The sequence below is a fragment of the Ruegeria sp. CDSC002 genome (genome assembly GCF_059610905.1).
In genome coordinates this window covers 18620-43709 of sequence record NZ_JBXWOM010000019.1, presented here as the reverse complement: position 1 = coordinate 43709, position 25090 = coordinate 18620, and the positions used below count along the sequence as shown (strand labels likewise).

At 52.2% G+C, this 25090-nt stretch carries 23 protein-coding genes and 1 pseudogene; 12 read left to right on the top strand and 12 right to left on the bottom strand.

What is annotated here, in order from left to right:
• Positions 1-280 (top strand): DDE-type integrase/transposase/recombinase (locus AC2FJE_RS22660; protein WP_496761502.1); only part of this gene is annotated, 280 nt, incomplete at its 5' end.
• Positions 281-378: 98 nt separating this feature from the next.
• Here AC2FJE_RS22660 and AC2FJE_RS22655 read toward each other — a convergent pair.
• Genes AC2FJE_RS22655 through AC2FJE_RS22645 form a run of 3 tightly spaced genes read right to left on the bottom strand, consistent with a single transcriptional unit; the run spans position 379 to position 2421 of the window.
• Complete coding sequence (locus AC2FJE_RS22655) at positions 379-1437, bottom strand: adenylate/guanylate cyclase domain-containing protein (RefSeq protein WP_496754868.1); 1059 nt, start codon at positions 1435-1437, stop codon at positions 379-381.
• Positions 1434-1823 carry a DUF1987 domain-containing protein gene (locus tag AC2FJE_RS22650; protein WP_282151851.1) on the bottom strand — a complete coding sequence of 130 codons (390 nt, stop codon included), beginning with the start codon at positions 1821-1823 and terminating at the stop codon, positions 1434-1436. Before AC2FJE_RS22650 ends, AC2FJE_RS22655 begins: the two co-directional genes overlap by 4 nt.
• Positions 1824-1833: 10 nt before the next feature.
• Positions 1834-2421 (bottom strand): SiaB family protein kinase, encoded by a 588-nt coding sequence (locus AC2FJE_RS22645; RefSeq protein WP_496761501.1) that lies wholly within the window; start codon positions 2419-2421, stop codon positions 1834-1836.
• An 87-nt stretch (positions 2422-2508) separates the two neighbouring features.
• On the opposite strand from AC2FJE_RS22645, the gene AC2FJE_RS22640 reads away from it, so the two are divergent.
• The 3 genes from AC2FJE_RS22640 (at position 2509) to AC2FJE_RS22630 (ending at position 5205) form a co-directional block, all read left to right on the top strand.
• Positions 2509-2886 (top strand): hypothetical protein, encoded by a 378-nt coding sequence (locus tag AC2FJE_RS22640; RefSeq protein WP_496699989.1) that lies wholly within the window; start codon positions 2509-2511, stop codon positions 2884-2886.
• 25 nt (positions 2887-2911) lie between these two features.
• Positions 2912-4366: a SpoIIE family protein phosphatase gene (locus tag AC2FJE_RS22635; RefSeq protein ID WP_496754864.1), complete on the top strand. Its 1455-nt coding sequence runs from the start codon at positions 2912-2914 to the stop codon at positions 4364-4366.
• A gap of 131 nt (positions 4367-4497) precedes the next feature.
• On the top strand, positions 4498-5205 hold the full coding sequence (locus AC2FJE_RS22630; RefSeq protein ID WP_496754862.1) for an IS6 family transposase: 708 nt from the start codon (positions 4498-4500) through the stop codon (positions 5203-5205).
• Positions 5206-5796: 591 nt separating this feature from the next.
• Here AC2FJE_RS22630 and AC2FJE_RS22625 read toward each other — a convergent pair.
• Positions 5797-7743 carry a DUF3604 domain-containing protein gene (locus AC2FJE_RS22625; RefSeq protein WP_496754859.1) on the bottom strand — a complete coding sequence of 649 codons (1947 nt, stop codon included), beginning with the start codon at positions 7741-7743 and terminating at the stop codon, positions 5797-5799.
• A gap of 198 nt (positions 7744-7941) precedes the next feature.
• On the opposite strand from AC2FJE_RS22625, the gene AC2FJE_RS22620 reads away from it, so the two are divergent.
• Complete coding sequence (locus AC2FJE_RS22620; protein WP_496754857.1) at positions 7942-9432, top strand: arylsulfatase; 1491 nt, start codon at positions 7942-7944, stop codon at positions 9430-9432.
• Between the two features lie 358 nt (positions 9433-9790).
• Here the strand turns inward: AC2FJE_RS22620 and AC2FJE_RS22615 are convergent, their stop codons facing one another.
• Both AC2FJE_RS22615 and AC2FJE_RS22610 read right to left on the bottom strand, forming a co-directional pair.
• Entirely contained in the window at positions 9791-10198 is a 408-nt protein-coding gene (locus tag AC2FJE_RS22615) for a universal stress protein (protein ID WP_282121552.1), read from the bottom strand.
• Between the two features lie 57 nt (positions 10199-10255).
• Entirely contained in the window at positions 10256-10705 is a 450-nt protein-coding gene (locus AC2FJE_RS22610; RefSeq protein ID WP_496754855.1) for a phasin family protein, read from the bottom strand.
• 201 nt (positions 10706-10906) lie between these two features.
• On the opposite strand from AC2FJE_RS22610, the gene AC2FJE_RS22605 reads away from it, so the two are divergent.
• Positions 10907-12079, top strand: a complete 1173-nt coding sequence (locus AC2FJE_RS22605) for a cation:proton antiporter (protein ID WP_282168730.1) — start codon at positions 10907-10909, stop codon at positions 12077-12079.
• Here AC2FJE_RS22605 and AC2FJE_RS22600 read toward each other — a convergent pair whose 3' ends face one another.
• Positions 12080-12487 carry a c-type cytochrome gene (locus tag AC2FJE_RS22600; protein WP_282168729.1) on the bottom strand — a complete coding sequence of 136 codons (408 nt, stop codon included), beginning with the start codon at positions 12485-12487 and terminating at the stop codon, positions 12080-12082.
• Positions 12488-13233: 746 nt separating this feature from the next.
• Here AC2FJE_RS22600 and AC2FJE_RS22595 point away from each other — a divergent pair.
• The gene (locus AC2FJE_RS22595; protein WP_496754849.1) at positions 13234-14454 is read left to right on the top strand and encodes an APC family permease; all 1221 of its coding nucleotides are present in this window, start codon (positions 13234-13236) and stop codon (positions 14452-14454) included.
• 43 nt (positions 14455-14497) lie between these two features.
• Complete coding sequence (locus tag AC2FJE_RS22590) at positions 14498-16114, top strand: MFS transporter (RefSeq protein WP_058274667.1); 1617 nt, start codon at positions 14498-14500, stop codon at positions 16112-16114.
• Here the strand turns inward: AC2FJE_RS22590 and AC2FJE_RS22585 are convergent, their stop codons facing one another.
• Both AC2FJE_RS22585 and AC2FJE_RS22580 read right to left on the bottom strand, forming a co-directional pair.
• On the bottom strand, positions 16115-17707 hold the full coding sequence (locus AC2FJE_RS22585) for a trypsin-like peptidase domain-containing protein (RefSeq protein ID WP_496761500.1): 1593 nt from the start codon (positions 17705-17707) through the stop codon (positions 16115-16117).
• A gap of 220 nt (positions 17708-17927) precedes the next feature.
• The gene (locus AC2FJE_RS22580) at positions 17928-18347 is read right to left on the bottom strand and encodes an Hsp20/alpha crystallin family protein (protein ID WP_282121560.1); all 420 of its coding nucleotides are present in this window, start codon (positions 18345-18347) and stop codon (positions 17928-17930) included.
• Between the two features lie 363 nt (positions 18348-18710).
• Here AC2FJE_RS22580 and AC2FJE_RS22575 point away from each other — a divergent pair, with 363 nt between their 5' ends.
• Positions 18711-20015, top strand: coding sequence for a ferredoxin reductase family protein (locus AC2FJE_RS22575; protein ID WP_496754842.1), 1305 nt, complete (start codon positions 18711-18713; stop codon positions 20013-20015).
• A gap of 336 nt (positions 20016-20351) precedes the next feature.
• On the top strand, positions 20352-20915 hold the full coding sequence (locus AC2FJE_RS22570; RefSeq protein ID WP_282121558.1) for a flavodoxin domain-containing protein: 564 nt from the start codon (positions 20352-20354) through the stop codon (positions 20913-20915).
• Positions 20916-20991: 76 nt separating this feature from the next.
• Here AC2FJE_RS22570 and AC2FJE_RS22565 read toward each other — a convergent pair whose 3' ends face one another.
• The 3 genes and pseudogenes from AC2FJE_RS22565 to AC2FJE_RS22555 all read right to left on the bottom strand — a co-directional run.
• The gene (locus AC2FJE_RS22565) at positions 20992-21837 is read right to left on the bottom strand and encodes a universal stress protein (RefSeq protein ID WP_496754839.1); all 846 of its coding nucleotides are present in this window, start codon (positions 21835-21837) and stop codon (positions 20992-20994) included.
• Between the two features lie 88 nt (positions 21838-21925).
• Positions 21926-22303, bottom strand: coding sequence for a nuclear transport factor 2 family protein (locus AC2FJE_RS22560; RefSeq protein ID WP_282121556.1), 378 nt, complete (start codon positions 22301-22303; stop codon positions 21926-21928).
• Positions 22304-22414: 111 nt separating this feature from the next.
• Positions 22415-22613 (bottom strand): annotated as a pseudogene (locus AC2FJE_RS22555) (hypothetical protein); the annotation flags it as partial.
• Between the two features lie 397 nt (positions 22614-23010).
• On the opposite strand from AC2FJE_RS22555, the gene AC2FJE_RS22550 reads away from it, so the two are divergent.
• Complete coding sequence (locus tag AC2FJE_RS22550; protein WP_142638587.1) at positions 23011-23982, top strand: ABC transporter substrate-binding protein; 972 nt, start codon at positions 23011-23013, stop codon at positions 23980-23982.
• A 67-nt stretch (positions 23983-24049) separates the two neighbouring features.
• Entirely contained in the window at positions 24050-25078 is a 1029-nt protein-coding gene (locus AC2FJE_RS22545; RefSeq protein ID WP_058274114.1) for an ABC transporter permease, read from the top strand.
• Positions 25079-25090: the final 12 nt, after the last annotated feature.

The following is a 25090-nucleotide window of genomic DNA, read 5'->3' as shown; positions in this document are numbered from 1 at the left end:
CGCCTCATACAGAGCCGCGCTCCACGACCTGGGTGCACTCGAAAAACAAAGGACGGGCAGGTGGCTCAACAACCGCGTCGAGAACTCGCACCTGCCTTTCCGACGAAGAGAACGCGCGATGCAGCGTTTCAGGCGCATGCGAAGTTTACAGAAATTCGCCTCCGTCCATTCCTCTGTCTACAACCACTTCAACCAGGAAAGATCGCTCACCAGCCGGGACACCTTCAAGCTGACCCGCGCCGCCGCTCTTAGCGAGTGGCGTCAACTCTGTTCCGGATAGGTTCGCAGTTTCCGCGGCAAACTGAGATTGGTTAGAATTCGTCTGACAGCACCTTCCAGAGATGTTGCCAAAACACTTCAAACACTGGCTGCCCGACTTCAGTGTTCGTTTTTGCGGAGTGTAGCAAGCGCCAACTTGAGTATTTCTAAGCTCGCGGCGCGTTCTTCTGATGTCATTGAGCTCGGGTCTAACACCATTCGAAAATTCGGGTTTTCGTATACAACTTTTTCTACGCGCGGTCTCGAATTCTTTTGACCTAAGACACGGTAGGTCATGACAGGTTGAGCCACACCCTTTACCTGGATGGCGCCGACTTTTTCTGTTTCTACTTCGTGGTTTACGTGCGCCCAAGTTTCGTACGAGATATAAATCGCACCCTCGTCGGCTTGATGCTCCAACCTAGAAGCTACGTTCACAGCCCCACCAATAATGGTGTAGTCCATACGGTCGTCACTCCCAAAGTTTCCGACAGTACAAAAGCCGGTATTGATACCAATACGGCATTGTAACTGTTGTCTAATTCCTTGACGCCTCCATTTTGCCTGCAACTCTGCCAACTTGTCTCGCATTGCAATTGCCATTCTCACGCATGCCAAAGCATCTTCCCGCACACCTTTAGTCTCCGGGTCTCCAAAGAAGACAAGGATTGCGTCGCCGATAAACTTATCTATCGTCGCACCGTGTTTCAGAGCGACTTCCGCCATTTCAGTCAGGTAGCTGTTCAGGAGTTCTGTTAAATCTTCCGACTCCATCTGATCCGTAAGCTCTGTGAAGCCGGCGACGTCCGAGAAAAACACTGTCAGCTTTTTTCGCTTACTCGCGAGTTTAACTTCTTGGCGACCGGAAAAGATCGAGTTGTAGACTTGAGGCGATAAGTATTTGGCAAGCTTTCCTGACAATGCCTCAAGCTCTTGGTTTTTCTGGGTAACCTCTTCGGCGGCGATGCGCTGTTTTTCGGCTAATGCATTCAATTCCCGCTCGTTGCGATCACTCAATCGCATCATGCGCCGCGTGGTTCTGAGCAGCTTTCTGTATTCTCCGACAAGGTTTTCAATTGACTTGCGCGTTTCATCATTCGGAAATTGTCCACTGTTTAAAGCTGCTTCCGCGACTTCCAAAGCCTCATTCTCGCGAACAAAGAGATCGTCGATAGTCATCGATCCAACAACTTTTCCAGTGTGAATTTGGCATGTTTCAGGTCCTCCCCAAACTCCTCCCCAAGTTCTTCCATGGTCTCGTCTTCGGGGTCGTGAAACCAATAGACGTCAACGCTTTTTCCCGCCTCAGCAGCGGAATCCAAAAGCTCCATGATCATCATGATGGCCTTGGCGCTGGACGAATTGAAATAGATGAGTTCAAATTCAAATCGACATTTGGATATTGAGCCATCCGACAACCAACTTTTCAAAGCATCAAACAACGGGTTGTAGAAGGTCGTAACATCCTCAGGGTAGGACTCCCCAATCAGTTTGAGGTGGCCAACGTCAAAATCGAACGCGACGGCCGGAGTGCGGTTTGTTGCCGGGATATCAATATTTTGCATCCGTACCCTCTTAAACCGTCGCTTTGAGTGCGAAGAATGCGTGCTGATCGTCAATCCGCATAAAATCAAATTCGATTGGCTTTGACGCTCGACGCGCAATTTCAATTAACCCGATACCTGCACTATTGCCGACAGCGTCAGTTTCTGACCGGAGTTGGTCTTTGTATGCGGCCCTAAGTTCCTCACGATTCATGGCGCGTAGTTCTGAAAGCCGTCTTCGCATGTTGTCTACGTCACTTAAAAGGATCAGATTGCCCGCATGAACGACATACCCGCCGGCCTCGTTTCCGATGGTCACAATGCCGTAACTTATGTCCAGCACCTCAGTCTCACCGTCGGTCGGTAGTCGTTCAACAGAATATCTGATGATGTTCTGCATTTGCTCGACAAAAACAGCGAAAACACTTCGGAGAGTTTTGGTGTCAGCGTCTTCAGACACTAATTTCTGCTTTAACGCATCGCCAACACCGCTGAGGATACCTTCAGTTACATAACCACTGTATGCAAAGACAACGCCTTGTCGGCGCAGGTTCGCGCGCAGTTCGTAGACTTCGCTTGCAAGCATTTGTTCCCCTTGGTCATGCTTGGGTGGAACCAAGTTCAATTCAGGCCTTAATATCATAAGATACACATTTATGCATTTTTAGTGTATCAATTGTGCAGTGTTATTAGTGGGGAGGTTAGCATGATTAGGCTATTGTGTATGGTCGCCGTAGTAATATCGTCCAACCCGGCAGCAGCGGCCGACATTCCAACTGAAGTCAAGGCAAAGCTCCAATCCGCCATGATTTCACATGTTGATGGAGTGATGGTCGACGGTTCTTACACTTATCTGGACACGACCACCAACGCGTTTGAAACCGTTTATCCTGCAAATGTTCATCCAATGGTTATTCTTGCGGGAAGTGACTATTTCGTCTGCTCTGAAATGATAACCGAAGGTGGCGACACCGTGACCGCAGACTTTCTAGTTCGGGAAGTTTCCGGGGACTACAAAGTTGTACAGATGATCGTCAATAATCGTGACGCTCTTCAGGCCGCGATGAAGAACATCGGGAACTAAATGCCGGACACTATAGAGGCATTTAGTGCGTAAACTCTGGACATTCTTGAAGCGCCGAATATTCCTGAAGCATATTCTGGCGACCCTCCTGCTCGGAGGTGTGCTAAACGCCATTGTGCTTCTCTTTTACTATGAATTCAAAAGGCAAGCTCAAACAGATCAGGTTGCCGCGGAAGTTGCAACGATTTCCAATCGTATCGCGCGCCCGTTGGCTGAATTGGTTGAAGCAGGAAATCTTGCGCAAGCAACGAGCCTGCTGGCGGTCTATTCGGGTTTTCCTTACGTTATCTGCGCTGAACAGAGTTTAGAACAAAGCTCAGAAACTCTGGTTTCCTGGCCTGCTATAGGATGCGACAAAATAAAAAAACCTGGCTTAGACATCGTCGTTACTGTTCCCACGGCAGCAGGGCCGACCACGATGTTGGCCCGAATTGATCAGGAGATCTTGAACAATGAGCTAAGGACAGAAGTAGGGGTTGTGGTCCTTCTTGGAATTCTCGGCGGATTTGCACTGATCTTAGCAGGCGCTGCTGCATTTTTATGGCTCATCAACAGACCTCTCGGCCAAATGTTGAAAGCCATCGAAAGATTTGAGCGATACGATGACCCTCAGATTGTCCCATACGAGTCGGAAGATGAGATTGGCAAAGTAGTTCAAAGCTATAATTCAATGCTGGATCGAGAGGTTGAACGAGTCAACGAAATCCGAGAGGCGCACCATCAGATCGTCGCAAGCGTAAATTATGCCACGCGAATTCAACAGGGTTTGTTACCCACGACAAGTCAGTGTGATGCCGCATTTGCCGATTTTGCTGTTAAATGGGAACCTCGCGATTTGGTTGGAGGAGATATCTACTGGATTAAGTCGGATGGCCCAATTTCGACGCTCGCCGTAATTGATTGTACAGGTCATGGCGTTCCTGGGGGTTTCATGACTATGTTAGCAATCGCTTCTCTTGAGCGGCTCTACTTCGAAAATGAAATGCTTAGCCCGTCGCTGGCACTGTCCAAGTTGAGCGATTTGACGCGTGCACTTCTAAAACAGGATACTGCAGACGGGGCTTCCAACGACGGCATGGACGCTGCGATATGCCAGATCGATTCAGCAAAAGGGATAGCGACGTTTGCAGGTGCGCATATGTCTCTTTTGGTCAAATCCAATACCGGCATTGACCGAATCCGAGGTGACAAGCTGAGCATTGGGTATGTGGATACTCCAATTGGCCCAAAATTTTTCGAACACGAAGTTCAATTGGATCAAATCACAGATTTTTTTGTTTCAACTGACGGCTTGATTGACCAATTAGGTGGAGAAAAACGTTTAGCTTTTGGTTTTCAGAGAGTGGTATCTGTATTTGAACAGGAAGAGTGGTCGTGTTCGGAAGAGCTATTGTCGGCTATTCACAGCGCTTTTCAAGACTATAGTACGAAGGAAGAACGTTTGGATGACTTGACAATGATTGCTTTTCGCACTGCCTGAAATGCAGATTGAGGTGTGTTTAAGAGGTGCGACGCACTCTGCTAATCCCAAAACGTTGAAATCTACTCCAGTACGGTCTTGTCAGAAGAACTTTGCTTGAGAGCGGTAGGGCGGTTGCGTAGCTTTTGTTCATGACCAGACCTGCCTCATTCAAATACTTCAAAACCAGCCCTGAGATTATCCGCCTTGCGGTGATGCTGTATATTCGGTTTGCACTCTCGCTTCGGAATGTCGAAGATTTACTGCACGAGCGAGGCATCGACGTGAGCCACGAAACTGTCCGATACTGGTGGAATAGGTTCGGCCCGATGTTTGCTGCTGAGATCAGGCGGAAGCGGGTGCAGCAGCTGTGCGCGTTCTCGAAATGGAAGTGGCACGTGGACGAAGTCTTTGTGAAGGTGAATGGCAAACACCGCTATCTCTGGCGTGCAGTTGATCACGAGGGCGAGGTGCTGGAAGCCGTTGTCACCAAACGCCGAAACAAAGCTGCAGCACTGAAATTCCTTAAGAAATTGATGAAACGGCGCGGTTGCGCCGAGGAGGTCGTGACCGAACGTTTTGCATCCTACAAAGCAGCGCTCAGAGATTTGGGTGCTCTCGAAAAACAACAGACGGGCAGGTGGCTCAACAAACGCGTTGAGAATTCGCACCTGCCTTTCCGACGAAGAGAGCGCGCTATGCAACGTTTCAGGCGCATGCGAAGTTTGCAGAAATTCGCCTCCGTCCATTCCTCTGTCTACAACCACTTCAACCAGGAAAGATCGCTAGCCAGTCGAGACACCTTCAAGCTGACCCGCGCCGCCGCTCTTAGCGAGTGGCGTCAACTTGGTGCAGGATAAAGGACAGCGTCACTGGCCTAGCTGAGACTGGTTCGAATTAGTCTGACAGCACCGCCACTCATACCTGTCTCACTTCAGTTGTGTTTTCTGACCCGGAATTGTACCGCAATTCCCGCGAGTTGGCGCATGCGCTTTCAATCAGAGACAGAGCAGACCGTACACTCAGGGCGCAATTCCGGCCCTAGTCTCAGTGGCGCATTTTGGCGGGGTCGCTTTAGGCGGGATTTCCCTGATAACCGGAAATTTACAGGGAATTTCTGCAAAACAAGTTTGGAACTCGAGATTCCTTTCGAAAGGGTGGTTCAATCTGGACGTAATATGGGCGCTGAGCCTGATCCTTGTGGGGTCGATTTCGCTGCTGTTTGTTCATTCTGCTGGCTAACAGCAATGCCAGGCCGAAAAGGCCGCGGAGCCGTAGTTTGGCTTAAACAGCAGCGAACGGTTGCTTTGTCCCGCGATGCGGTCCTTCACGAAATTTCGACGAACGTCTGCTTAGAGCCCTAAGCGGACATTCGCATGAACGCATTAACCCAGTGTTGCTGCGACAGGAACTGCCGGGCTTTTCCGCTACGACATTGGATTAGGTATATTTCAGTTCTCGGGCGTATACCAAATTGGCGAAGTGTACGCGCGTTCCTGCGTTGAAGTCGGAACCTCCGCGGGAAGTTCGTCTCCGAACCGAACGGAGTCGTAGATAGTCCACCTCGGCGTGGGAATTTCCAAGACACGGGCATAGTAGAAAGCCCGCGCTGAAGGATCGAACTCAGGGTCTGTCCAAACGGTGATCAGCTCTGGAGACCCTATGGAGTTGGTAAATGTGCCTGTAGCGACATCCACGGTATTCCCCACCGATGGTAGAATTCCATCCGCATCAGGTTCTCGGTCTCCTGACCAAGCCACGTCATAAACCCGCTCTTCAGTTTCACCGCTGGCATTTAACCAACCTTTCACAATCTGGATACGATCGAGATTGCCGGAAAATGGGTCTTTCAGGGCAGCGATGAGGAAAGTTGGGGCGTCTGCGCTCTCAGGTGCTTGTGAGAGGTCTCCACCCATCGGAACGCCTTTTTCATATCCTATTTCGGCGGGCAAACGGGATCTTGCATCTTCTTCCGTAAAGTCCCAGGCGCCAAAGAAACGGAGCGCAATGCGACTTCCGGTTGTCCCGTAAACTTCTTTCCGTTCCATGGCGTCGAATATGGCTTCGCGTGTGTTGTCTTCAGCCCAAACTGCTGCGTAGCCAGAGGCTGCCATTTCCCACCCGAGAATCCTCAAGGCATCGAACTCGCCAACGACATGTTGCCAACGGCCGGGTTCTGGTTCGACGCCAGAGTGTTTGCCAAAGAAATTGTCTTCTTCCGCTGTTGCCAAAGCCGTATGGCTGTCGGTAGAGCCCACCACGCCAAATTTATACGGATTAGTACCCAGCTGATCCTCTAGTTTAAGACCGTTCTTCAAGGCCTCACGGGCATACTCGTATTGGAGCATCCAGTCTTCCTTGGGCGTTGGGCCGAGGTTGGATTTATCCCAAGTTTCATAGTCTGCGAATTCATCGTTTGGGCTTAAAAACGGGTGCGTTTCTCCGTCACCTTTGATTTGGGTGATCTCATACATCGGCTCCCACTTGGCACGCCGCTCTGCGTAATCCGCCGTCAACGGTTCACCCGTTTCAGGGTTTGTCTCAACCGGAAACATCAGGCCGTTGGAAACGTTGCCGTTGTGGGCAAGGGCCAGTACACGACCGCCAGTCTCTTGCTCATATGTTTCCATCCAGTCCCATAGCCGTTCTGGATTGAAGGTTTCCGCGGTTGTGAAGGGCAGCATTTGCCGAGCGCGAATGGCATCATCCCGGTAGATCACGTTACGATGGAGGTTGTTTCCAGCTTCGGTGGACGTCCACTCGTATCCGATGAACGCAGTGAATGTGCCGGGCGCGTTGTGATGATCCGCAGTTTGCGTGAACTCGTCCCACACGGATTGTACAAACCTGCGATCTGAAACAGCCTCGGGAAGAGCATCCCCGGTGATGCCAGCAAAGGTTTCGATGACTTCCATTGTTGCGCCAAGCGCAACGTCTCCACCGGCGTTGAGACGTTCGTTCCAGTCTCGAAGCGTTGGGTCTCGCATCAGCGTGGAGTTCCCTGCCACGATTTCATTCATGGCCCCCATGGCATCTGAATGATCGGATACGACAAGCCAGTCGAGCGGACGCGACAACTGCACGCGTAGGCCGTGTGATGTGGTGACTTCCTCACCACGTGCAAACCTATAGGCATCGTCGGGGCTCAGAATGACGCCAAATCCGCGAGCATCGAGTGAATTTGACGTGTGCAGGTGAGTGTCACCCCAAAGTGGGCGTGTAGGAAAGTCTCGACCTGCATAAGGTGAGAAATCTGCAGGCGCGGGTTCACGCATATCATCGACCGATATGGTCATCTCTCCAACTTGCCCACCTTGTGCTGCCTCTTGAGCATTTGATGGGCTTGCTATGAATGCTGCGGAAACTATTGCCGTCGACGTCGTCAAAAAAAACTTCATTTGAACCTCCCAGCCGAACTGAATGCCAGTCCATGGCAACATCTGATCCGGCTGTTCGTCAAGAAAAACAACGATTTTTCTGAGTTGAGTACAAGAAGTCCTGGAGGAGGTGCTACCAATCCCCGACCGCAGTTTCGCACGCTCCTTTGACTTCAGCCACTGAGAAAAAGTACCCCAACGAGTGAACGTTCTTGACGAATGGTGACGTGTTTCTTCAGTCTTGAGCTCGTGATCTTGATTAGAGGCGATGTCATGAAGTGGTTATTGCGAACATTCCTACTGTCCTTATCTGTTCTATTTGCCACGGGCGCTTCAGCTCAAGACAAACCCAACATCGTATTCATATTTCTAGATAATTTTGGTTGGGGCGAACCTGGGTTCAATGGAGGCGGCATAATCCGAGGTACAGCGACCCCCGAGATGGACGCCCTCGCTGCGGAGGGGCTACGACTCACAAACTTCAACGTGGAAAGCCAGTGCACGCCGTCCCGAGCAGCGACCATGACAGGACGATACGGTATCCGAAGCGGCAACCACACGGTCCCACTGGGAGGTGGCGTTTACGGTCTGACCCAATGGGAAATCACGATGGCCGAGATGCTGAAGGAGGTAGGATACAACACGGCCATGTACGGTAAGTGGCACCTTGGATGGACCGAAGGGCGCTATCCAACGAATCAAGGCTTCGATGAGTTTTACGGCGTTGAGACCACTGACGTTACAGTCTGGCGCACGCTTCCGGGTTTTGCCGATGCCAACATGGAAGAGCCGGTTGTGATGCAGGGTGTTGCAGGCGAGCCAGCAACCATCGCTCAAGACTACGATCTGGACTATCGCGGCAAAATAGATGGCGACCTGACAAAGAAGGCCATCGAGTTTATCGAAGCGAAGAGTGCCGAAGACGCGCCGTTTTTCATCTATCTTGCTTATACTCAGACTCACTATCCAAACATCGCGTCCGAGGAGTTCGAAGGCGCCACTGGAAACGGCGTCTGGGCCGACATTCTGCTTCAAACAGATAGCTATATCGGACGTATTGTTGATGCGATTGAGGCGGCAGGCGTTTCCGACGACACCGTGGTGATATTTACTGCTGACAACGGCCCCGAAGCTCTTCCGGTTGGGAACGCCAACGTCTCGCCAGTTCCTGCGGTACATGGTACGGCCGGGCCTTGGCGCGGTACTCTGTTCACCAGCCTCGAAGGAAGTATGCGTGTACCCTTTGCAATCAAGTGGCCGGGAAAGATCCCTACCGGTTCTGAAAGCAACGATGTTGTCCACTCAATGGATCTCTATCCGACACTTGCGGCTTTCGCAGGGGGCAAGGTGCCTGATGACAGGGCCTTTGATGGTGTCGACCAGTCAAAGTTCTTTCTTGGTGACCAACCAAACTCAAACCGAGAAGGCGTGATCGTCTACATGGGCGAGCAGATATTCGGCGTAAAATGGAAGGATTGGAAAGTTCTTTTCAAAGAGAATACGACGGCTTTTGGTGCAACGGAGTCTTTCGACACACCAAGGGTCTACAACCTTCTTAATGATCCACACGAGCGTGAAAGCGTACTCTTTCCACACACTTGGGCGGTCGAAAAGGCGTTGCCTCAATTGCAGGAACACACTGCAACGTTCGAGGAATACCCTCCAATCCCACCGGGAACGCCTGATCCCTACGAACCACCTAAAAACTGAACGGTGGTTTTGTCCGTAAATTCGTCGTTCGTTCAAACGAAACGTGCCGCGCAGCAGCGAACGGCGGCTTAGCCCGCAACTCGGACGTTGGCTGCAACTTGCTGAAACGTCTACGTTGCGGACGAAGTGTGGATTCGCGGTACTTGCACCAATTGCAGTTTGATGTGCTTTGCTGACGTCAGAATGAGCGTGAAACGGATGTACAACATCACCGCAAGGCGGATGATTTCGAGACTGGTTTTAAAGTACTTGAAAGAGGCAGGTCTGCTAATGGCAAAAGACACGCAACCGCCCTGCAGCGCTCTACCCAAGTTCTTCTGACAAGACCCCATAGAGATCTCGCATCGCTAGCTTTGGATCACCGAATTACGTGAACCGAACACTTGGCATGATGCACGACTCTGTTCGCAGTGGAACCTAGAAATATGTCCTCGAATCCGGGCTTATGCGAAGCTAAGACGATGCAATCGGCGTCGCTCTGGTTTGCGAAGTCGACAATTGCCCTACCCGCATGTCCGGAGATGAGCTGTACCTTCGCGTCTGAAATTTCAGAGGCAGTCTTTTGTAGGTTCTCCAATATCTCATGCCGCGTATGTGCAAGCACTTCACTTGGAATCTGAGAACCCACATATGCCGGAATAGGTTCTTGGACGTGCACAACGGTGAAAACAGCGTCGGCATCAGCCAATTGGCGCGCAGCCTTAAACGACGCTTGAGTGTCATGTTCTTTGTCCAGAGCAACCGGGATCAGGATATTCTTGTACATTTGACCTCCTATCTACTGCGCAGATGATTTCAGTTTGGTATTTCGGCAGCAGGAAACCTACACAGGCTCAGACTTTGAAGATTTCCCCGCGCTCTTTGTAGCGGCTGCAACATCACCAACTGTTTTCTCAACAGCTTCAGCTTCTGTTTCTGCGACATAAGATGCACAACGGGACACAGTTTCGAACCATTCCTGCGCGTCAGCAACCAACCGCTCAGCTGAATGGCGCTGCCATTCCGCCATGCTCTGAAAGGCTTTCGATGGATCGGACGGGTTCGCGGACGACACATTGCGTGCAGCTTGTAGAGCCGTCCGGACCGCCTCATGACGCCGTTCGAACCAATGCTGTGCAAAGGCCTCTGTTTCTTCGAGCATTTTTCCTTGTGCGTCCCAAAATTGTTCGATCTGGGCACCGAAGGCTGGATTGCCAGACATGGGCGGCTGCATTTGCTTGAAAACATCCACAAGTGAGGTCGGGCTATTTGTGCTAGATTTCTTTGTCGGCATCGAAAGTTCCTCCTCATTTCCTGAATGAGCTATTGTGCCACCTGCGGCGCGCTTTCGCCTTAATACAAATCAATATCCCCCATTTTTTAGGATCTTCGGCTTAGGCTGCGACGGGACATTGGCATTCTCTCCGACATCGGTTCCAAGATTGCAGGGTTGGAGTTAAAGTAGTTTAGACAAGAACTTAACGCTTGGATCTCTATGCACATTGCCGGCTTTCTGATTACCCTAGGTGTCCTCTTCCTTGCCGGATTGGCGGCCGACCAACTTGGCCGGGTCACGCATCTTCCTCGTGTTACAACCTTGCTTTTCCTCGGTTTGATCGCCGGGAACGCCGGAATGGGTTTGATCCCACTCGACGTTGCAATGCGGTTCGACGAGATTTCCATTGTGGCTTTAACGATGGTCGCGTTTCTTCTTGGAGGTTCTTTAACCCGCGAGAACTTGGTTCGGCATGGCAGAGCCATTCTGACGATTTCGATTTCAATCGTGGTTGCAACCCTTGTTATTGTGTCTGCTGGATTGACCGCAATTGGCGTACCCTTCGGGTTGGCGTTGGTGCTGGCGGCAATTTCTACGGCTACTGCTCCGGCCGCCATGACAGACGTGATCAAACAATCTGGGGTGTCCAACAGCTTCACCGAGACATTAAAGGGCATAGTCGCAATTGATGACGCTTGGGGTCTGATCGCTTTCAGCGTCGCATTGGTTCTGGCCGGTCATTCGGACGGTTGGGCCACCATCACGACCACAGCGATGTGGGATTTCGGAGGGGCTATTTTGTTGGGTTCCGCGCTAGGCGTGCCATCCGCTTACCTCACCGGTCGCTTGAAGCCGGGAGAGCCAATGCAGGCAGAAGCAATGGGTATCGTCTTTCTGACAGCGGGCCTCGCGCTTTGGCTGGAGGTTTCATTCTTGGTAGCAGGCATGGTTGCGGGCGCAGTTATTGGGAATCTTGCCCGCCATCACGACCGTGCTTTTCATGAGATCGAGCACATTCAGTGGCCGTTCATGATTTTGTTCTTCCTACTGGCTGGCGCCACGCTGGATATTGAAGCCTTCGGCTTGATGGGCTGGGCTGGTGCTCTTTTCCTATTCTTGCGCGCCGTGGCCCGCCTTGTCGGAGGTTACTGCGGAGCGAGACTTGGCGGCCTGCCTCGCCGTCAGACCGGTTGGTTCGGCCCCGCTTTGTTACCACAGGCCGGTGTTGCGGTCGGAATGGCTCTTGTCGCCGGAGAGCAATTTCCGGATTGGGCCGCGTCGATCATGGCCTTTACCCTAGCCAGTACAGTTGCCTTCGAGGTGTTGGGGCCGCCGCTGACTCTCATGTCAATCAGACGAACGGCTGACACGGATGAACCAATTGGTCCATGACTATTCAGACTGGATCGATTCAAGAAAGGCGAGCAAATTCGCCAACGGCAAACCTACCATTATTCGTTGCCCATTGGGCAAAGCCACCGCGATTTGTTGGTCTGTCTCAAACACTGCGCCAAAGATTGGCATTTCGCCACCATGGGCGAGCAATTGTGAACGACCATCAATCTGTTCAGCTATGCGATCTATTGGATACACACCGTCGTTTTGGCCCACCAACTTGGTGAGGTCGGGCGTTCGAATAGCCAGCATTTCCGCCATTGGCCCGTCTCCGGTCGCTTCGAAACCGTGACATTGCCAGCAATACGTCCGGTACAAATTACGCCCCTCATCGACGCTGACGTCCTGCGCCAGAACGGGTCCCGTGACGAACAGTGCCAGTAAAATTCCGCGAACAATCTGCATATGCTTCTCCAATTTACTGCCCCGGATGCAGATCTATTTAAACCGCATCCTTAAGAAACTTCTTTGACCTCGCTCATGTTGAACGCTTCAGCACGAAGATTGGTTTTTCGGTCGAATGGCGCTTGAGCACGCGCCAAGTTCAATCCAGGCGGCCTCCAACTACGCCACTTCGTCATTGACCTCACTCCCCCTTGCGCCCTGGCGGCACTCCTTCCAAAGCGTTCAAATGCCAACGAATTCGCCAGAGGTGATGCGACACGCGATGCAACCAGTCGAGCCCAAGGTTGGTAACAGGTTCCAGAGCATCAAGAATAGCTTTCTACCCTAAATCTCAAACCGCCTCACATGTTTGCTTTGCCTTTAAGTCCGAAGGCAAACGACAGTTGGTTGGGATTCAGCCTCGCAGACCGCCGACCGCGAGTTGATTGACATGGATCAAAGCACCAACAAGAATCACATAGTGAAATACGAATGTTTTAGCCTGTTCTACGTTCACCGGTCTGTCCCCAAGCAAACACAAAGGTGAACGGAATTCTTAAGGAGTGGAAGTTCCACCCAAGGGGGCTCGGCAGGAGTGGTGGCGAGCCCCCGTGTTACTTGATTGGCGCCCAATGCGCCCAGGCGTTGAGACACAAGGCATTCGATGCAGCTTTGACCATCGGATTAAGCCGCTGTGCCAATCGCGGACAAAAACGAGACGGACGCCTCTGACGACGTTCTGAATGGGCAGTTTGTGGAAATCGGTTATGAACTCTGTTGATCCAAACGAACAGAAACTCAGACGGGCCCTTACGACCCCGTTGCTCACGCTTTATGGCCTTGGAGTAACGGTCGGAGCGGGCATTTACGTTTTAGTCGGCGCAACAGCAGACATTGCCGGACCGTTTGCGGCGTTGTCGTTCGTTGTAGCCGCGCTCGTCGTATCACTCACCGCGCTTTCGTATGCAGAACTCACAACTCGATTTCCTGTCAGCGCAGGTGAAGCAGCCTATGTTGAGGCGGGATTTCGGAAAAACTGGATGGCGGTTTTCGTTGGGCTTGCGGTGGCAGCCTCGGGCGTTATCTCCGCTTCTGCCGTTGCAATTGGCGCAGCATCATACCTTCACGCTTTGACCGGTTTTGCGATCCCTATTTTGACTATCAGTGTTGTTTTGATCATGGGTCTAATCGCGCTTTGGGGGATCACTGAGTCTGTCTTTATTGCGGCTGTCATCACGATCATTGAGATCGCAGGTCTTCTCTTTGTGATTGGCTGGGGCATGTCGATCCAGGATCCGCAGGGATACGGGATCAGTTCGATGCTTCCGCCGCTGGAACTCGACGCGTGGAGAGGCATTTTCGCAGCATCACTTCTCGCTTTCTTTGCATTTGTTGGCTTCGAGGACATGGCTAATGTCGCGGAAGAGGTTAAAGACCCCGTGCGCACCATCCCAAAAGCGATTTTGCTAACGCTCGTTCTGGCGGCCGTGTTGTATCTAGGAACCTCAATGACGGTTCTACTTGTTGTGCCGATCGATGTTCTTTCGACGTCCGCAGCACCCCTCGCGCTCGTGTTTTCAAACGCGCCCGAGGTCATCAAACAGGGCTTTTCCGCAGTCGCGATTGTGGCGACAGTCAATGGAGTACTGATTCAGATGATTATGGCCTCGCGGGTGATCTACGGACTAGCTGACCGTGACCATTTGCCGAAGGTTCTGGCGATAGTCCCTAAATCAACGCAGACACCAGTAGTTGCTACTTTGCTGGTCGTCGCAATCATCGTTCTGCTGACCCAAACTATACCGATTGGTACCCTGGCAGAGCGCACGTCTCAGATCGTTCTGGGCGTCTTTGTGCTCGTCAACATTTCGCTGATCCAGCTGAAGATGCAGCCGGACGAGGCCGCCAAGCATTTCCGAGTTCCTATTGTGGTACCGATCCTTGGGGTGATCACCAGTGCATTGCTTTTCGGATCTGGATTTCTCTAACTAGACAAAACGACCCAAAGGCCTCAACGAACTGCCACGGCATATGACGACTGACCAAACTTCCATAGGATCAAAACTTTCAGCCTGGTGGCATAGAACGTTTGTGGATCTGGTTCAGCAGCTGCAATGGTCCTATCTGCCGCCATTGATGGTCTATTTTGCGGCCGGCGTGTCCGGCCTGACCTCGGTCGTCGGTGCTTTTTTCCTAAAAGACTACCTCGATTTATCCGCCTCTTTCGTTGCAGGGCTAGCATTTTGGGCTGGTATCCCGTGGATACTCAAAATGCCGCTTGGTCATGTCGTGGACCTGTTTTGGCGCTGGAAGTCCCTGCTGATCTTGTTCGGCGCGTCCTTGATCACGTTGTCTTTGCTCACCATGTACGGGCTCGTGACCGCACCTGCGCTGATGTCCAGTTTCATGCCGCTGGAAGATTGGTATGTTGTTGCCTTGCTCTTGGCGCCTTCGGGCTATGCAATTCAGGACGTTGTTGCCGACGCCATGACGGTTGAGGCGGTGCCAAAGGTTGACCAGAGCGGCGCACCATTTTTGCCGGAAGAAACTCGTGCACAGCACACAACGATGCAGACCTTGGGCAGAGTTTCGATCATTTCCGGGTTTGCGGCGGTTGCGGCTGTAAACATCTGGATATTCTCTGGAACCGAAGAACTGCAAGAATCCGAACGCCTTGCGCTTTATGGCCAAGTATATCTGATAGCTCTGACCATCCCGGTGTTGTCCGTTAGTGGAGTCGTTCTTCACAGCTTTATCCAGCGTCAGCTTATTAAGTGCGGCCACCCGCCACATACGCCGGATGAAGCCACCGAAGTCAAATGGTCCATATTGCTCGGCGGCCTTGCATTCGTTGTGCTCAGCATCGTGCTGGGAACCGCAGATTTCGAATTCGCGCAAGAGACCGTTTTTGCGGTTTCCCTGACGGTGATCCTTTACCTCATGTCGCGTCTGCTGAAGGAGTTGGAACCAGCCCAAGCCAAAGCCTTGATCGGGACAGCGACAGTCATTTTTGTATTTCGTGCCGTTCCTCTGCCGGGACCAGGCCTGACTTGGTTTGAAATCGATGAACTGGGGTTCGATGAGCAATTCCTGGCAATTCTGGCTTTGTTAACTTCGATGCTGGCCCTGCTCGGGTTAATCGTCCTTCGACCATTTATGGCCACCCGCTCGATTGCGCATGTGGTGGTGTTGCTAACGATTGCGGCGGGCGTTCTCGCTCTGCCTAACCTTGCCCTCTACTACGGTGTGCACGAATGGACGGCGGCGCATACCGGCGGAGTTGTCGACGCAAGGTTCATTGCCATTCTTGATACTGCTGTTGAGTCGCCGCTTGGACAGATCGCCATGGTCCCGATGTTGGCTTGGATCGCACGCAATGCCCCTGTTCAGTTGAAAGCGACCTTCTTCGCGGTGATGGCATCGTTCACAAACATGGCTTTGTCGGCCAGCAGCCTTAGCACCAAATACCTCAACCAAACATACGTCGTCACTCGCGCCGTCACAAATCCAGAGACCGGTGAAGTCACGTCTACCGCAGACTACAGCCAACTTGGGTACTTGCTGATCTCCGTGGCCGTGATCTCGATGATTGTTCCACTGGCCACAGTGTTCTTTGTTCAAAACTCGCGCTTCCGAACGAGCGAATGATCACTGGCTTTCGACCTCTCCTAGCAGAGCTCTGAGATGTGAGACCGGGACGCCGATGTTTGAACCGCCAAACTCGGGCAGGATCGCAGCATTTACGGCAACGACCTCGCCCCGCCGATTCAATGCTGGCCCTCCACTCCCACCGGCCGTGGTCTCGGCGTCATAAACTATAGCGCTCCCGCTTGTCCGCGCAACTATCCCCCGGCTTGCTAGCGGGTGTATCTTGCTTTGTGCTGAAAGCCGGGACGCTATCGACCAAAAATTCAACGTCCCTTCTGCTTCCAGTTCCTCTAAAAAGCCCGGACCAGCCTGCGCGATCAATGCCCTCAAACCCGTTGGATACCCTAACAGATAGAGCTCTTCACCTACGCGCGACGTGGCATCCGCCAACGGAATGCCGAGGTCGTGAACGCGGCTAGGCTCTACTGCCAAAATCGCCAAGTCTGCCGCTTCGCTGAACCGGACCAAACGCGCCTCTATTGGTTCCGTCTGATCAGGCAAATAAGCCAGCAGCCTCAACATTTCAGGCTTGAGACCAGTGTCGTTCAGCGCTTTTTCTCGACTCCCCGAGGTCCAGGGCAAAGCGACATGGCGGTTGGTGGCCATCAACGGCACCCCAGCAATCAAAAACGCGGTTCCGGTGAACTGAAATTCTGCAGGTTCGCCGGTCCCGTCCGGTTCGATCCAAGGCTGGCCAAACGGGGTTTTCAGGTTTTCTCCGTTCGGTCCCAAAACGTGCCGTAATATCTTCCCGCTTTCCACGTGGCGCAATCCATAAGCTCCCTGAAGGAAAGCTACAGATCGAGTGGAGGCAGCTATCACCCGCGTTGGTGCCCCCGCCCGTTGCTCCAAGGTTCCAAGACGCTGCTCAGTCGACAAAACCTGGTTCTCAAAAGCGTCACGCAACGAAGCCAAGTCATCAGGCGTAAGTGCATCTTCTCGCGTCTGAGCGAGCATAACCGCGACCGCTTCGATCTTGCGGGACTCCTGTCCGATACTATCCGCCAAGCGCCGGTCGTTTTGGTAAAGTAGGTAACCAAACCCCGCGATCACAAGAAGCGTTGCAAGTACTGTGATCCTGAAAAGTATCGTGGTCTGAGACGCAAGCCGCCGCCCACTATCGCGCAGGGCACCAGACATCTTTTTGGCGAAGGGTCGACGGCTCGTTCGGGTGTAAGCATATGCGTCACTGAGAATATCTTCGACTGTGTGGTGTGCGGGAAATGAGTGATCGCACAACCTGTATCGAGACATAGGGCCCTTTTCGCCGAACTCGATCATGTCGCCGTGCCTCAAAGACACTGATGAAGCATTTTGCCCGTTTACCCATACATTGCGCCCTGCTGACGCGGTTACCGTGTAACCTTCGTCAGCCCATTGTAGGGTGGCAATATCGTTATCATGGGGAGGCAGGTCATCCCTAGGACGAAGGCTTAGCACCCTTTCATCGTCAACTGAAACAGTTAGGGTTTTATCGACAAGCCAGTTCACGTTTCCGCGCGATGGACCTGTCAGGCTCTCCAGAAATGCCCGCACCTCACCTTCACCACCATTCCCGGAGGATGTAATGCTACTCGCTTCTGGATTTCGCATTATGACCCCCTTTCCAAACACGTGAGGGCATTCTACCACGCTACAACACCAAACCCATGGCTTGGTGCGAATGTACATAAAACGCATTTATACAAACACTTGCGATGTCCGCCCGGATTCAATCAAAAAACATCTATCAGGCCGCAGCTCAAAGAAGGCCGATCCATGATCGGCCCTCTGCTTTGGCATTTTCAAGCCCCGTATCGAGCCAACAGACCGTCTATTTCGACGATACCTTGATCTTACGGCTTGGATCCTGAGGCTCAGTCTTCGGCATTTCGATATGCAGAACGCCTTTGTCGAATGTTGCGGAAATCTTGTCGATTTCCACAGTGTCTGGCAGCGACATGGCTCTGGAAAAACTGCCATAGCTTCTTTCGCTGACACGTAGATCGCCCGTTTCATCATGCGCAATCTTCTTCTGACCGCGCAGGATTAGCCTACGATCCTTGATTTCAATTTCCACATCATCCTCTTCGAGCCCTGGCAATTCAGCCGTCAAGGCAATCGCAGAATCCGTTTCTTGGACATCGATTGCGGGTGAAATCGCACCTGTCATGTCAAGAGACGGAAAACCTGTGCGTTGCGCAGCCGTTTCCATTGGTAGGAAAGGTGGTCCTCCCCCGAAAAAACGCGACATCAGAGTTTCCATTTCACGCCGAAAGTTGTCGGAGAGCGGATGCGTTCCAGTGAAAAGTTGCGGGGACTTTTTGTCTTCTAGCATTTTTGAGCCTCCTCCTTTGGTCTGATTTCACGCGCGCAACATTATGACAGGAAAAGCGGTCAAGGACCTTGATCTTGCGCAAGCATGCAACCTCAGCATCAGCCAGACCGAACGGAGCGGCTGAACGAACAGAAACGGGAACCGTTGTCCAACAAACTTGCCACGTCGTGCTGGAGTTACCACCAACCTTAGTAGTCTTGATCGGAACCCCAGGTCAGCTTAGCGTTTATTCTAAATGAGCCCGAATTGCCCACCTTTAACACAGCGGAGCAAAACCGTATGAAATGGCCTTATCTGGCGTTGATTTACGTTTTGCTGATCTTGGCTCCCTTGGGTTTTTCTTGGTCTTTGGGATGGCCACCGCGATCATTTCATCAAGAGCTCGCGTCTGGACTTGGGATGCTTGCGTTTTCAATAATCTTAGTCGAGTTCCTGCTGTCTGGGCGGTTCAGGTTCATCTCTTCCGGCTTAGGTATGGATGTGACCATGCGGGTGCATCAGTTGATGGCGCGTACAGCACTCGGCTTAACGCTGATACACCCGCTTCTGTATCAGAGTACGCCTTCTGGCGGACGCCGCCCGTGGGATGAAACAAACCAACTTACGATTTCAACTGACATTTCTGCGCTGTTATCGGGTATCGGCGCATATTTTTTACTGTTCATTCTGGTCGTCTCGGCAATTGCCCGCAAATCCCTTGATTACAAATACGAAACATGGCGCCTCTTACACGGGCTAGGAGCCTTGGTGATCGCATGCCTGCTTTTGCATCACACGGTCTATGCTGGGCGCTACGGTGGGCATCCGCTACTAACCTATCTCTGGCTTGCCCTAACCAGTATTGCAGTTGGAACTTTGCTGTATGTCTATCTCGTTCGCCCTTTACGTCAGAGGAAAAGACCGTGGCGCGTCACGTCTGTGTCTCGACTAACACCGAAGCAATGGGAGTTGCGCGTCGTGCCAGATGGTCACAACGGAATAAACTTCGAAGCAGGGCAATTTGCTTGGCTAAACGTCGGCAACAGTGTTTTTTCGCTGCATGAGAACCCATTCTCGATTAGTTCGGCACCAGCCGAAGGCCCCGAAGTTTCATTCGTGATAAAGGAACTTGGGGATTTCACATGCGGCCTCGGACAGATCGCTCCGCAAACCACGGCCTATCTGGATGCCCCGCACGGAAATCTGTCGATCAGCCACCGAACTGAGAAAGGCATTGTTCTGATCGCAGGTGGTGTCGGGATCGCGCCCATGTTGAGCATTGTGCGTCAGGTACGGTTGAGTGGAACACAGTACGATCTCAAGCTTATCTATGGCAACCGGGTGGAGGAGCAGATTGCTTTTCGCCAGGAGTTGTCCAAAGAAGAAACAGTATTTGTTCTATCCGAGCCGCCAGAGGATTGGTCCGGAGAGACAGGCTTGATCGACGGTCATCTGTTGGACCGCAATTTGTCTTCTGATCAATTTGAAAGCTGGCTTTTTGTTCTCTGCGGCCCCCCTGCCATGATGGACACCGTCGAAGATCATCTGATTGAGCGGGGCACCGCGTCACACCGGATTTTGTCTGAAAGGTTTGACTATGATTAGACTGCTCAGAAACCTGCCCGCACGCCAACAAGTGAAACTCGCAGTGTGGTTGATCAGTATTTCAATCTTCGTCGCTGTCTTGGCCTTTTGCTTAAGGTAGAAAGCTAGACCGCCAGGGGTTGGCTAGCTTCAAGGCTGCCGGCCGAAAAGGCAGGTTTTCTTGGAGATGGATGCCGTCACGAACTTCCTTAAAAACATGCTCCGCGTGGACAGCATGAGCATACCGCAACGATCCAGATATGCCCCTATGAAACGCCTTTGATAGAGATCAAGGGCAACGCACGTCACTTATTCATAATAAGCAATCTATTCAGACCGATTTTTGGGAGGATCGGAATGACCTTACTCATCGCCTTCACCACGGTCGAAGGCCAAACAGCAAAGATTGCGCGCTTCATCACCGATCTCGCGAAGAATGCCGGTTTCGACGCAAAGCTGATCAATACCGATGAAATGCACAGCCACGTTTCACTTGACGATGTGGTCAAGGTTATTCTCCTGGCCCCTGTCCACGAGCGTAAGCACCCCAAGTCATTCGAAGCATTTGTCGCTTCAAATAGAGATGCCTTAATGAAGCGAAAGTCCCTCGTGCTTTCCGTCGGTCTAAAAGCTGCTTTCGCGTCAGGTCGAGAAGAAGCACGCGACTATCTTGACGAAATGCTTCTTCGAACAGGTTTTGAACCAAATGCGACGGCTTTGATCGCAGGCGCGGTGAGGCCCGAAAACTACGGGTATTTTGAGAGGGAGATTCTTCAGCACGTCGTCTTGCTCGGTCGAAAAATCGATCCACGAGAAGGGGCAAGGGAGTTTACTGACTGGGATGAACTCACGTTAATTGTGATAGAGTTCCTTGGCGAAAACGGGCAGGCAAACACGCTTCAACCTCAAGCAAACTCTTAAAAAAGTCTCTCAATTATTTACCGATGAACTTTGATTGCTATGACTCCCAGAAAGTCACAGTTATCGGCTCACTTCATCAGTGTCCGAAAAGCACTGGTAAACTTGTCTGCTCCAACATTGCTTGCGTCGTGCCCCCAAAAACTGACTCTCGCAAATGGGAATGCCCATAAGCGCCCATAACAATGAGATCGGCCCCCGCTTCTCTTGCTCGTTCTTGAATGCAATGTGCAACTGAATTTCCCCCGCACTGGAACTGCGACACGGTCACGTTGCAACCGTGATGGCCGAGCCATTCAGCTAGGTCAGTTCCATGCACACTACCTTCTACGTCCTCAGGCGACGGCAAATCAAAACATCCAATTACAACTTCCTTGGCCGCCAGAAGAATGGGTAAAGCTAAATGCGTCGCCCTGGACGCAGGCAAGCTGTCATTCCATGCCAAAAAAACGCAGTCGCGTTGGGCAAACGGATCTCCATTTATCATCAGAGCAACCGGCGAATGAAACAATACTCCGCGCGTGATCTTGTGAAATAAATCGGGGTCTTTTCGCAAATCAGCGTCTAGAAAAGCGATATCAGAGCATTTGGCTTGTTCTGCTACAAGTTTCTGTAACTCTGCTCCAAGTCCCATGAAGCCAGTTACATTTGCAGATACGCCCTGCCCAGCAAGAAGCGTTTCAACTTCAATGGCGCGAGACTTCAGGGCGGCATTTTTCGCGTGAAGAACGTCCAACCAGTTTGAGGGCAGACCCGCCTCAACGAACCTGTTTGATCCATACTTCAGGTAAGGCAGGTTAGGTAGGGCCGCGATCAATACGCAATTCAAGTGGTCGTTCTGGATATGGGCAGTTTCAGCGCATTCCAAAATCGACGCGTCGTCAGCATCAACTCCTACATAATATGCCACTGTTCTGTGTTGCATTCCCGACCTCCGCCCGGAATTTCACTTCGCCCGAAAGCCGTGCGCATTGATTGAACCAGCAAATAGCCGATGTTGTTATTCGCTCTTCTTACTTCGGCAGCATGAAAAACTCTTCCAGCACAATCTTGCCTTCCGCCACCGAATACACCGCGATCTCGCGCAGGGTCATACGCTCACCCGTGGCCTTCTGAACGACTTCGGCTCTGAAGCGGACTCCAAAGCGGTTGGGTGGGTGGACGTAGGGGCCATCCACTTCTAGTTCTTGGATTTCATGCGATGCCAACCAATCCTCTCTTTTTCCCTTGATGGCTTCTCGCCCCTTTGAAACGCGGAATTGTCGAACCGGAGGCACGACTGCCTCTATCGACTGTGCGTTTTCGGCGTACATTTCATCAACACTTGCAAGGCCCCTGCGCTCACGCATGGCCTGGACGAATGATCTTCCGATTTCAATCAACTCTTCCATGAGCCCCCCCTGAATTACCATTGACAGTACCACTTCTTGCCCGCGCCAATCTTGACAAGGATCAATAAGCATATCGATGGATACTGTGAGGCCGGTTCGAACAAGTCTCAGCTAGGCCAACAGAGATGTCGCTTGTAACGCGCCAAGTTCGCGCCACTCGGCAAGAGCGGCGGTGCCGTGACAACTTGAAGGTGTCTCGGCTGGGAAGGGATCGCCCCTGGTTGAAGTGATTGGAGACGGAGGAGTGAACGGCGACGAGCTTCTGCAAACTTCGCATCCGCCTTAACCGCTGCATCGTATGTCGCGAACGGCTGTTTTGTCCGCAAAGCAGACATTCACTGAATTCTACCGAATGGCCGCATCGAGCCTCAATCTACCGATGCTGCAGCTAGTTCGAATGGGCGTGATGAGCACAGAACGGACGTCCCCGGGTTTGATCACTCCTCCTGCCGACTCCTGAGAAGAGGCAATAATACACACGCATAAGCCACCTATGGATTTACATCTAAGAAGCTTTCGTTGGAACGGAGGTCACTAAATTCGAGCCTGGCTTCAACTCTCCACCTGTAAACAATTGTACATGATCCAAAATTCTTTTCAGTTTTTTGCCATTAGGCCTGTCGGTACAAATCATCACTACAAACAAGGCGAATTTTGGCTTGGAGCGTTTCTCTGCCCCTGTTTCGCCGATGACAAGGAGGAAAGAAATGTTCAAGATTTCAGCGGGTCTCGGGTGCGTATTTGCTGCGGCAATCACCGCTTCGGCGGCCCAGGCAAACGAATGCGGTGAAGTATCACTGATGCAGGCCGATTGGGGGTCAGCGCAAATTGTGACCGCGGTCTCGAAGTTTCTGATGGAGCAAGGCTATGGTTGCGAAGTGACCACGGTTCCGCTCTCGAGCAACCCTGCGCTGGCATCCGTATCCGAGACCGGAGAGCCCGATATTCTGACTGAAATCTGGACAAACGGCGCGCCGGCTTACCAAGGGCTGGTTGCTTCAGGTGCGATCATTCCTGTGACCGAAGTTTTGTCAGATGGCGGTGTCGAAGGGTTCTTTGTTCCGAACTACCTTGTGGAAGAGCATCCGGAACTGGCAACAATTGAAGGCATCGCAGCCAACCCCGAACTCGTCGGAAATCGCTTTCACAACTGCCCCGAGGGATGGACCTGTCTAAATGTCAGCACCAACCTGATGAAGGCAGGCGGGCTGATTGATGCAGGCATTGAAAACTTCGTGCATGGATCAGGCGAAACCCTTGCGGCTTCGATCGCTGCCGCCTACGAAAACAAAGAGCCATGGTTCGGCTTTTATTGGGCACCAACATCGGTACTGGGCAAATACCCGATGACCCTGGTCGATATGGGCCCCCATGACCCTGAAAAGCACGCCTGCAACATCACAGCGGAATGCGCGACGCCAGAAATGAGCGCCTTCCCCCGCAGTGAAGTCGTTACAGTTCTGTCGAAAGAATTCATGGCCGAAAACGCAGCAGTGTCTGACCTGATGACAAATCTATCCTTCACCAACGCTCAGATGGGCGAAACGCTGGCATGGGTTGAAGACAACAATGCCTCCTACGATGAAGGCGCGGTGCATTTCCTAACAACCTACAAGGATGTCTGGGGGGCGTGGCTTAACGATGCTGCGCGCGACAAACTTTCCGCCTTGCTGCAGTAAACTGCATGGACAGGGGCATCCTCAGCGATGCCCCTAACGCACTGAAGTAGATCGGAAAGTGGGAAAAATGGCCTTCTATGACAAGTTATTCAGCGCATTGGGTTTGAGCGAATGGTGTGGCACGTCCGATGACAAAGCGCCTCTTTCGCTGGCTGATCTTGCGGCGCAAGCAGGAGGAGAAGAGGCCTCTGAGCCGCTCATTCCAATTCCCTCGTTTGATAATCTGCACGAAAGCTGCAACCGCATATGGCAGTCGCGCGATGTAACCAACGGGATCGAAGAAGGGTTTCTGGCAGCCAAACCGGTCCTGAAAACCGTTCTGGACCCGATCACGCAGCCATTGAGCTGGATATTGGATGGCGCACTTTGGCTGTTTGAAGCGACGCCATGGTTCATCATGGTACCGCTTCTGGTGGCGATTTCCTGGTACGCGTCACGTTCGCGCCCTGTGACGATCTTCGTGGCCGCCTCGATTATGATGCTGGCCCTCGTAGACCACTACGATGTGGCGATGCAAACCCTGTCGATCGTCTTTGTGTGTACGACGATTTCGGTGCTGTTCGGTGTGCCCATTGGAATTGCCATGTCGAAATCCGACCGATTGCAAAAAGGCGTCGTTCCGTTGCTCGACCTGCTGCAGACCCTGCCGACATTCGTGTACCTGATCCCTCTGATTTTCTTGTTCTCGGTCACGGAATCCAAACTGTACGGGATTGCGATCATCCTTTACGCGATTGTGCCGGTGATCCGTTTGACCGACCTTGGCATCCGGCTTGTCGACAGGGATGTGATCGAGGCGGCCAATGCCTTTGGCATGAAGGACCGCCAGAAACTGATGCGGGTGCAACTCCCTTTAGCGCTGCCCAATATCATGGCCGGAATCAACCAGACCATCATGATGAGCCTTGCCATGGTCGTGATCGCCTCTCTTGTTTCGGCCCCTGGCCTTGGCGTGAACGTGTTGCGCGGTATCCGAAACCTTGAACTGGGTGTGGGCATCGTCGCGGGCATCGGCATTGTTCTGCTGGCCGTGATCCTTGACCGCGTATCCAAGGCAGCTCTCACACGGGTCGATAAGACCCAAGTCAAACATTAAGGAGCCGGTTCA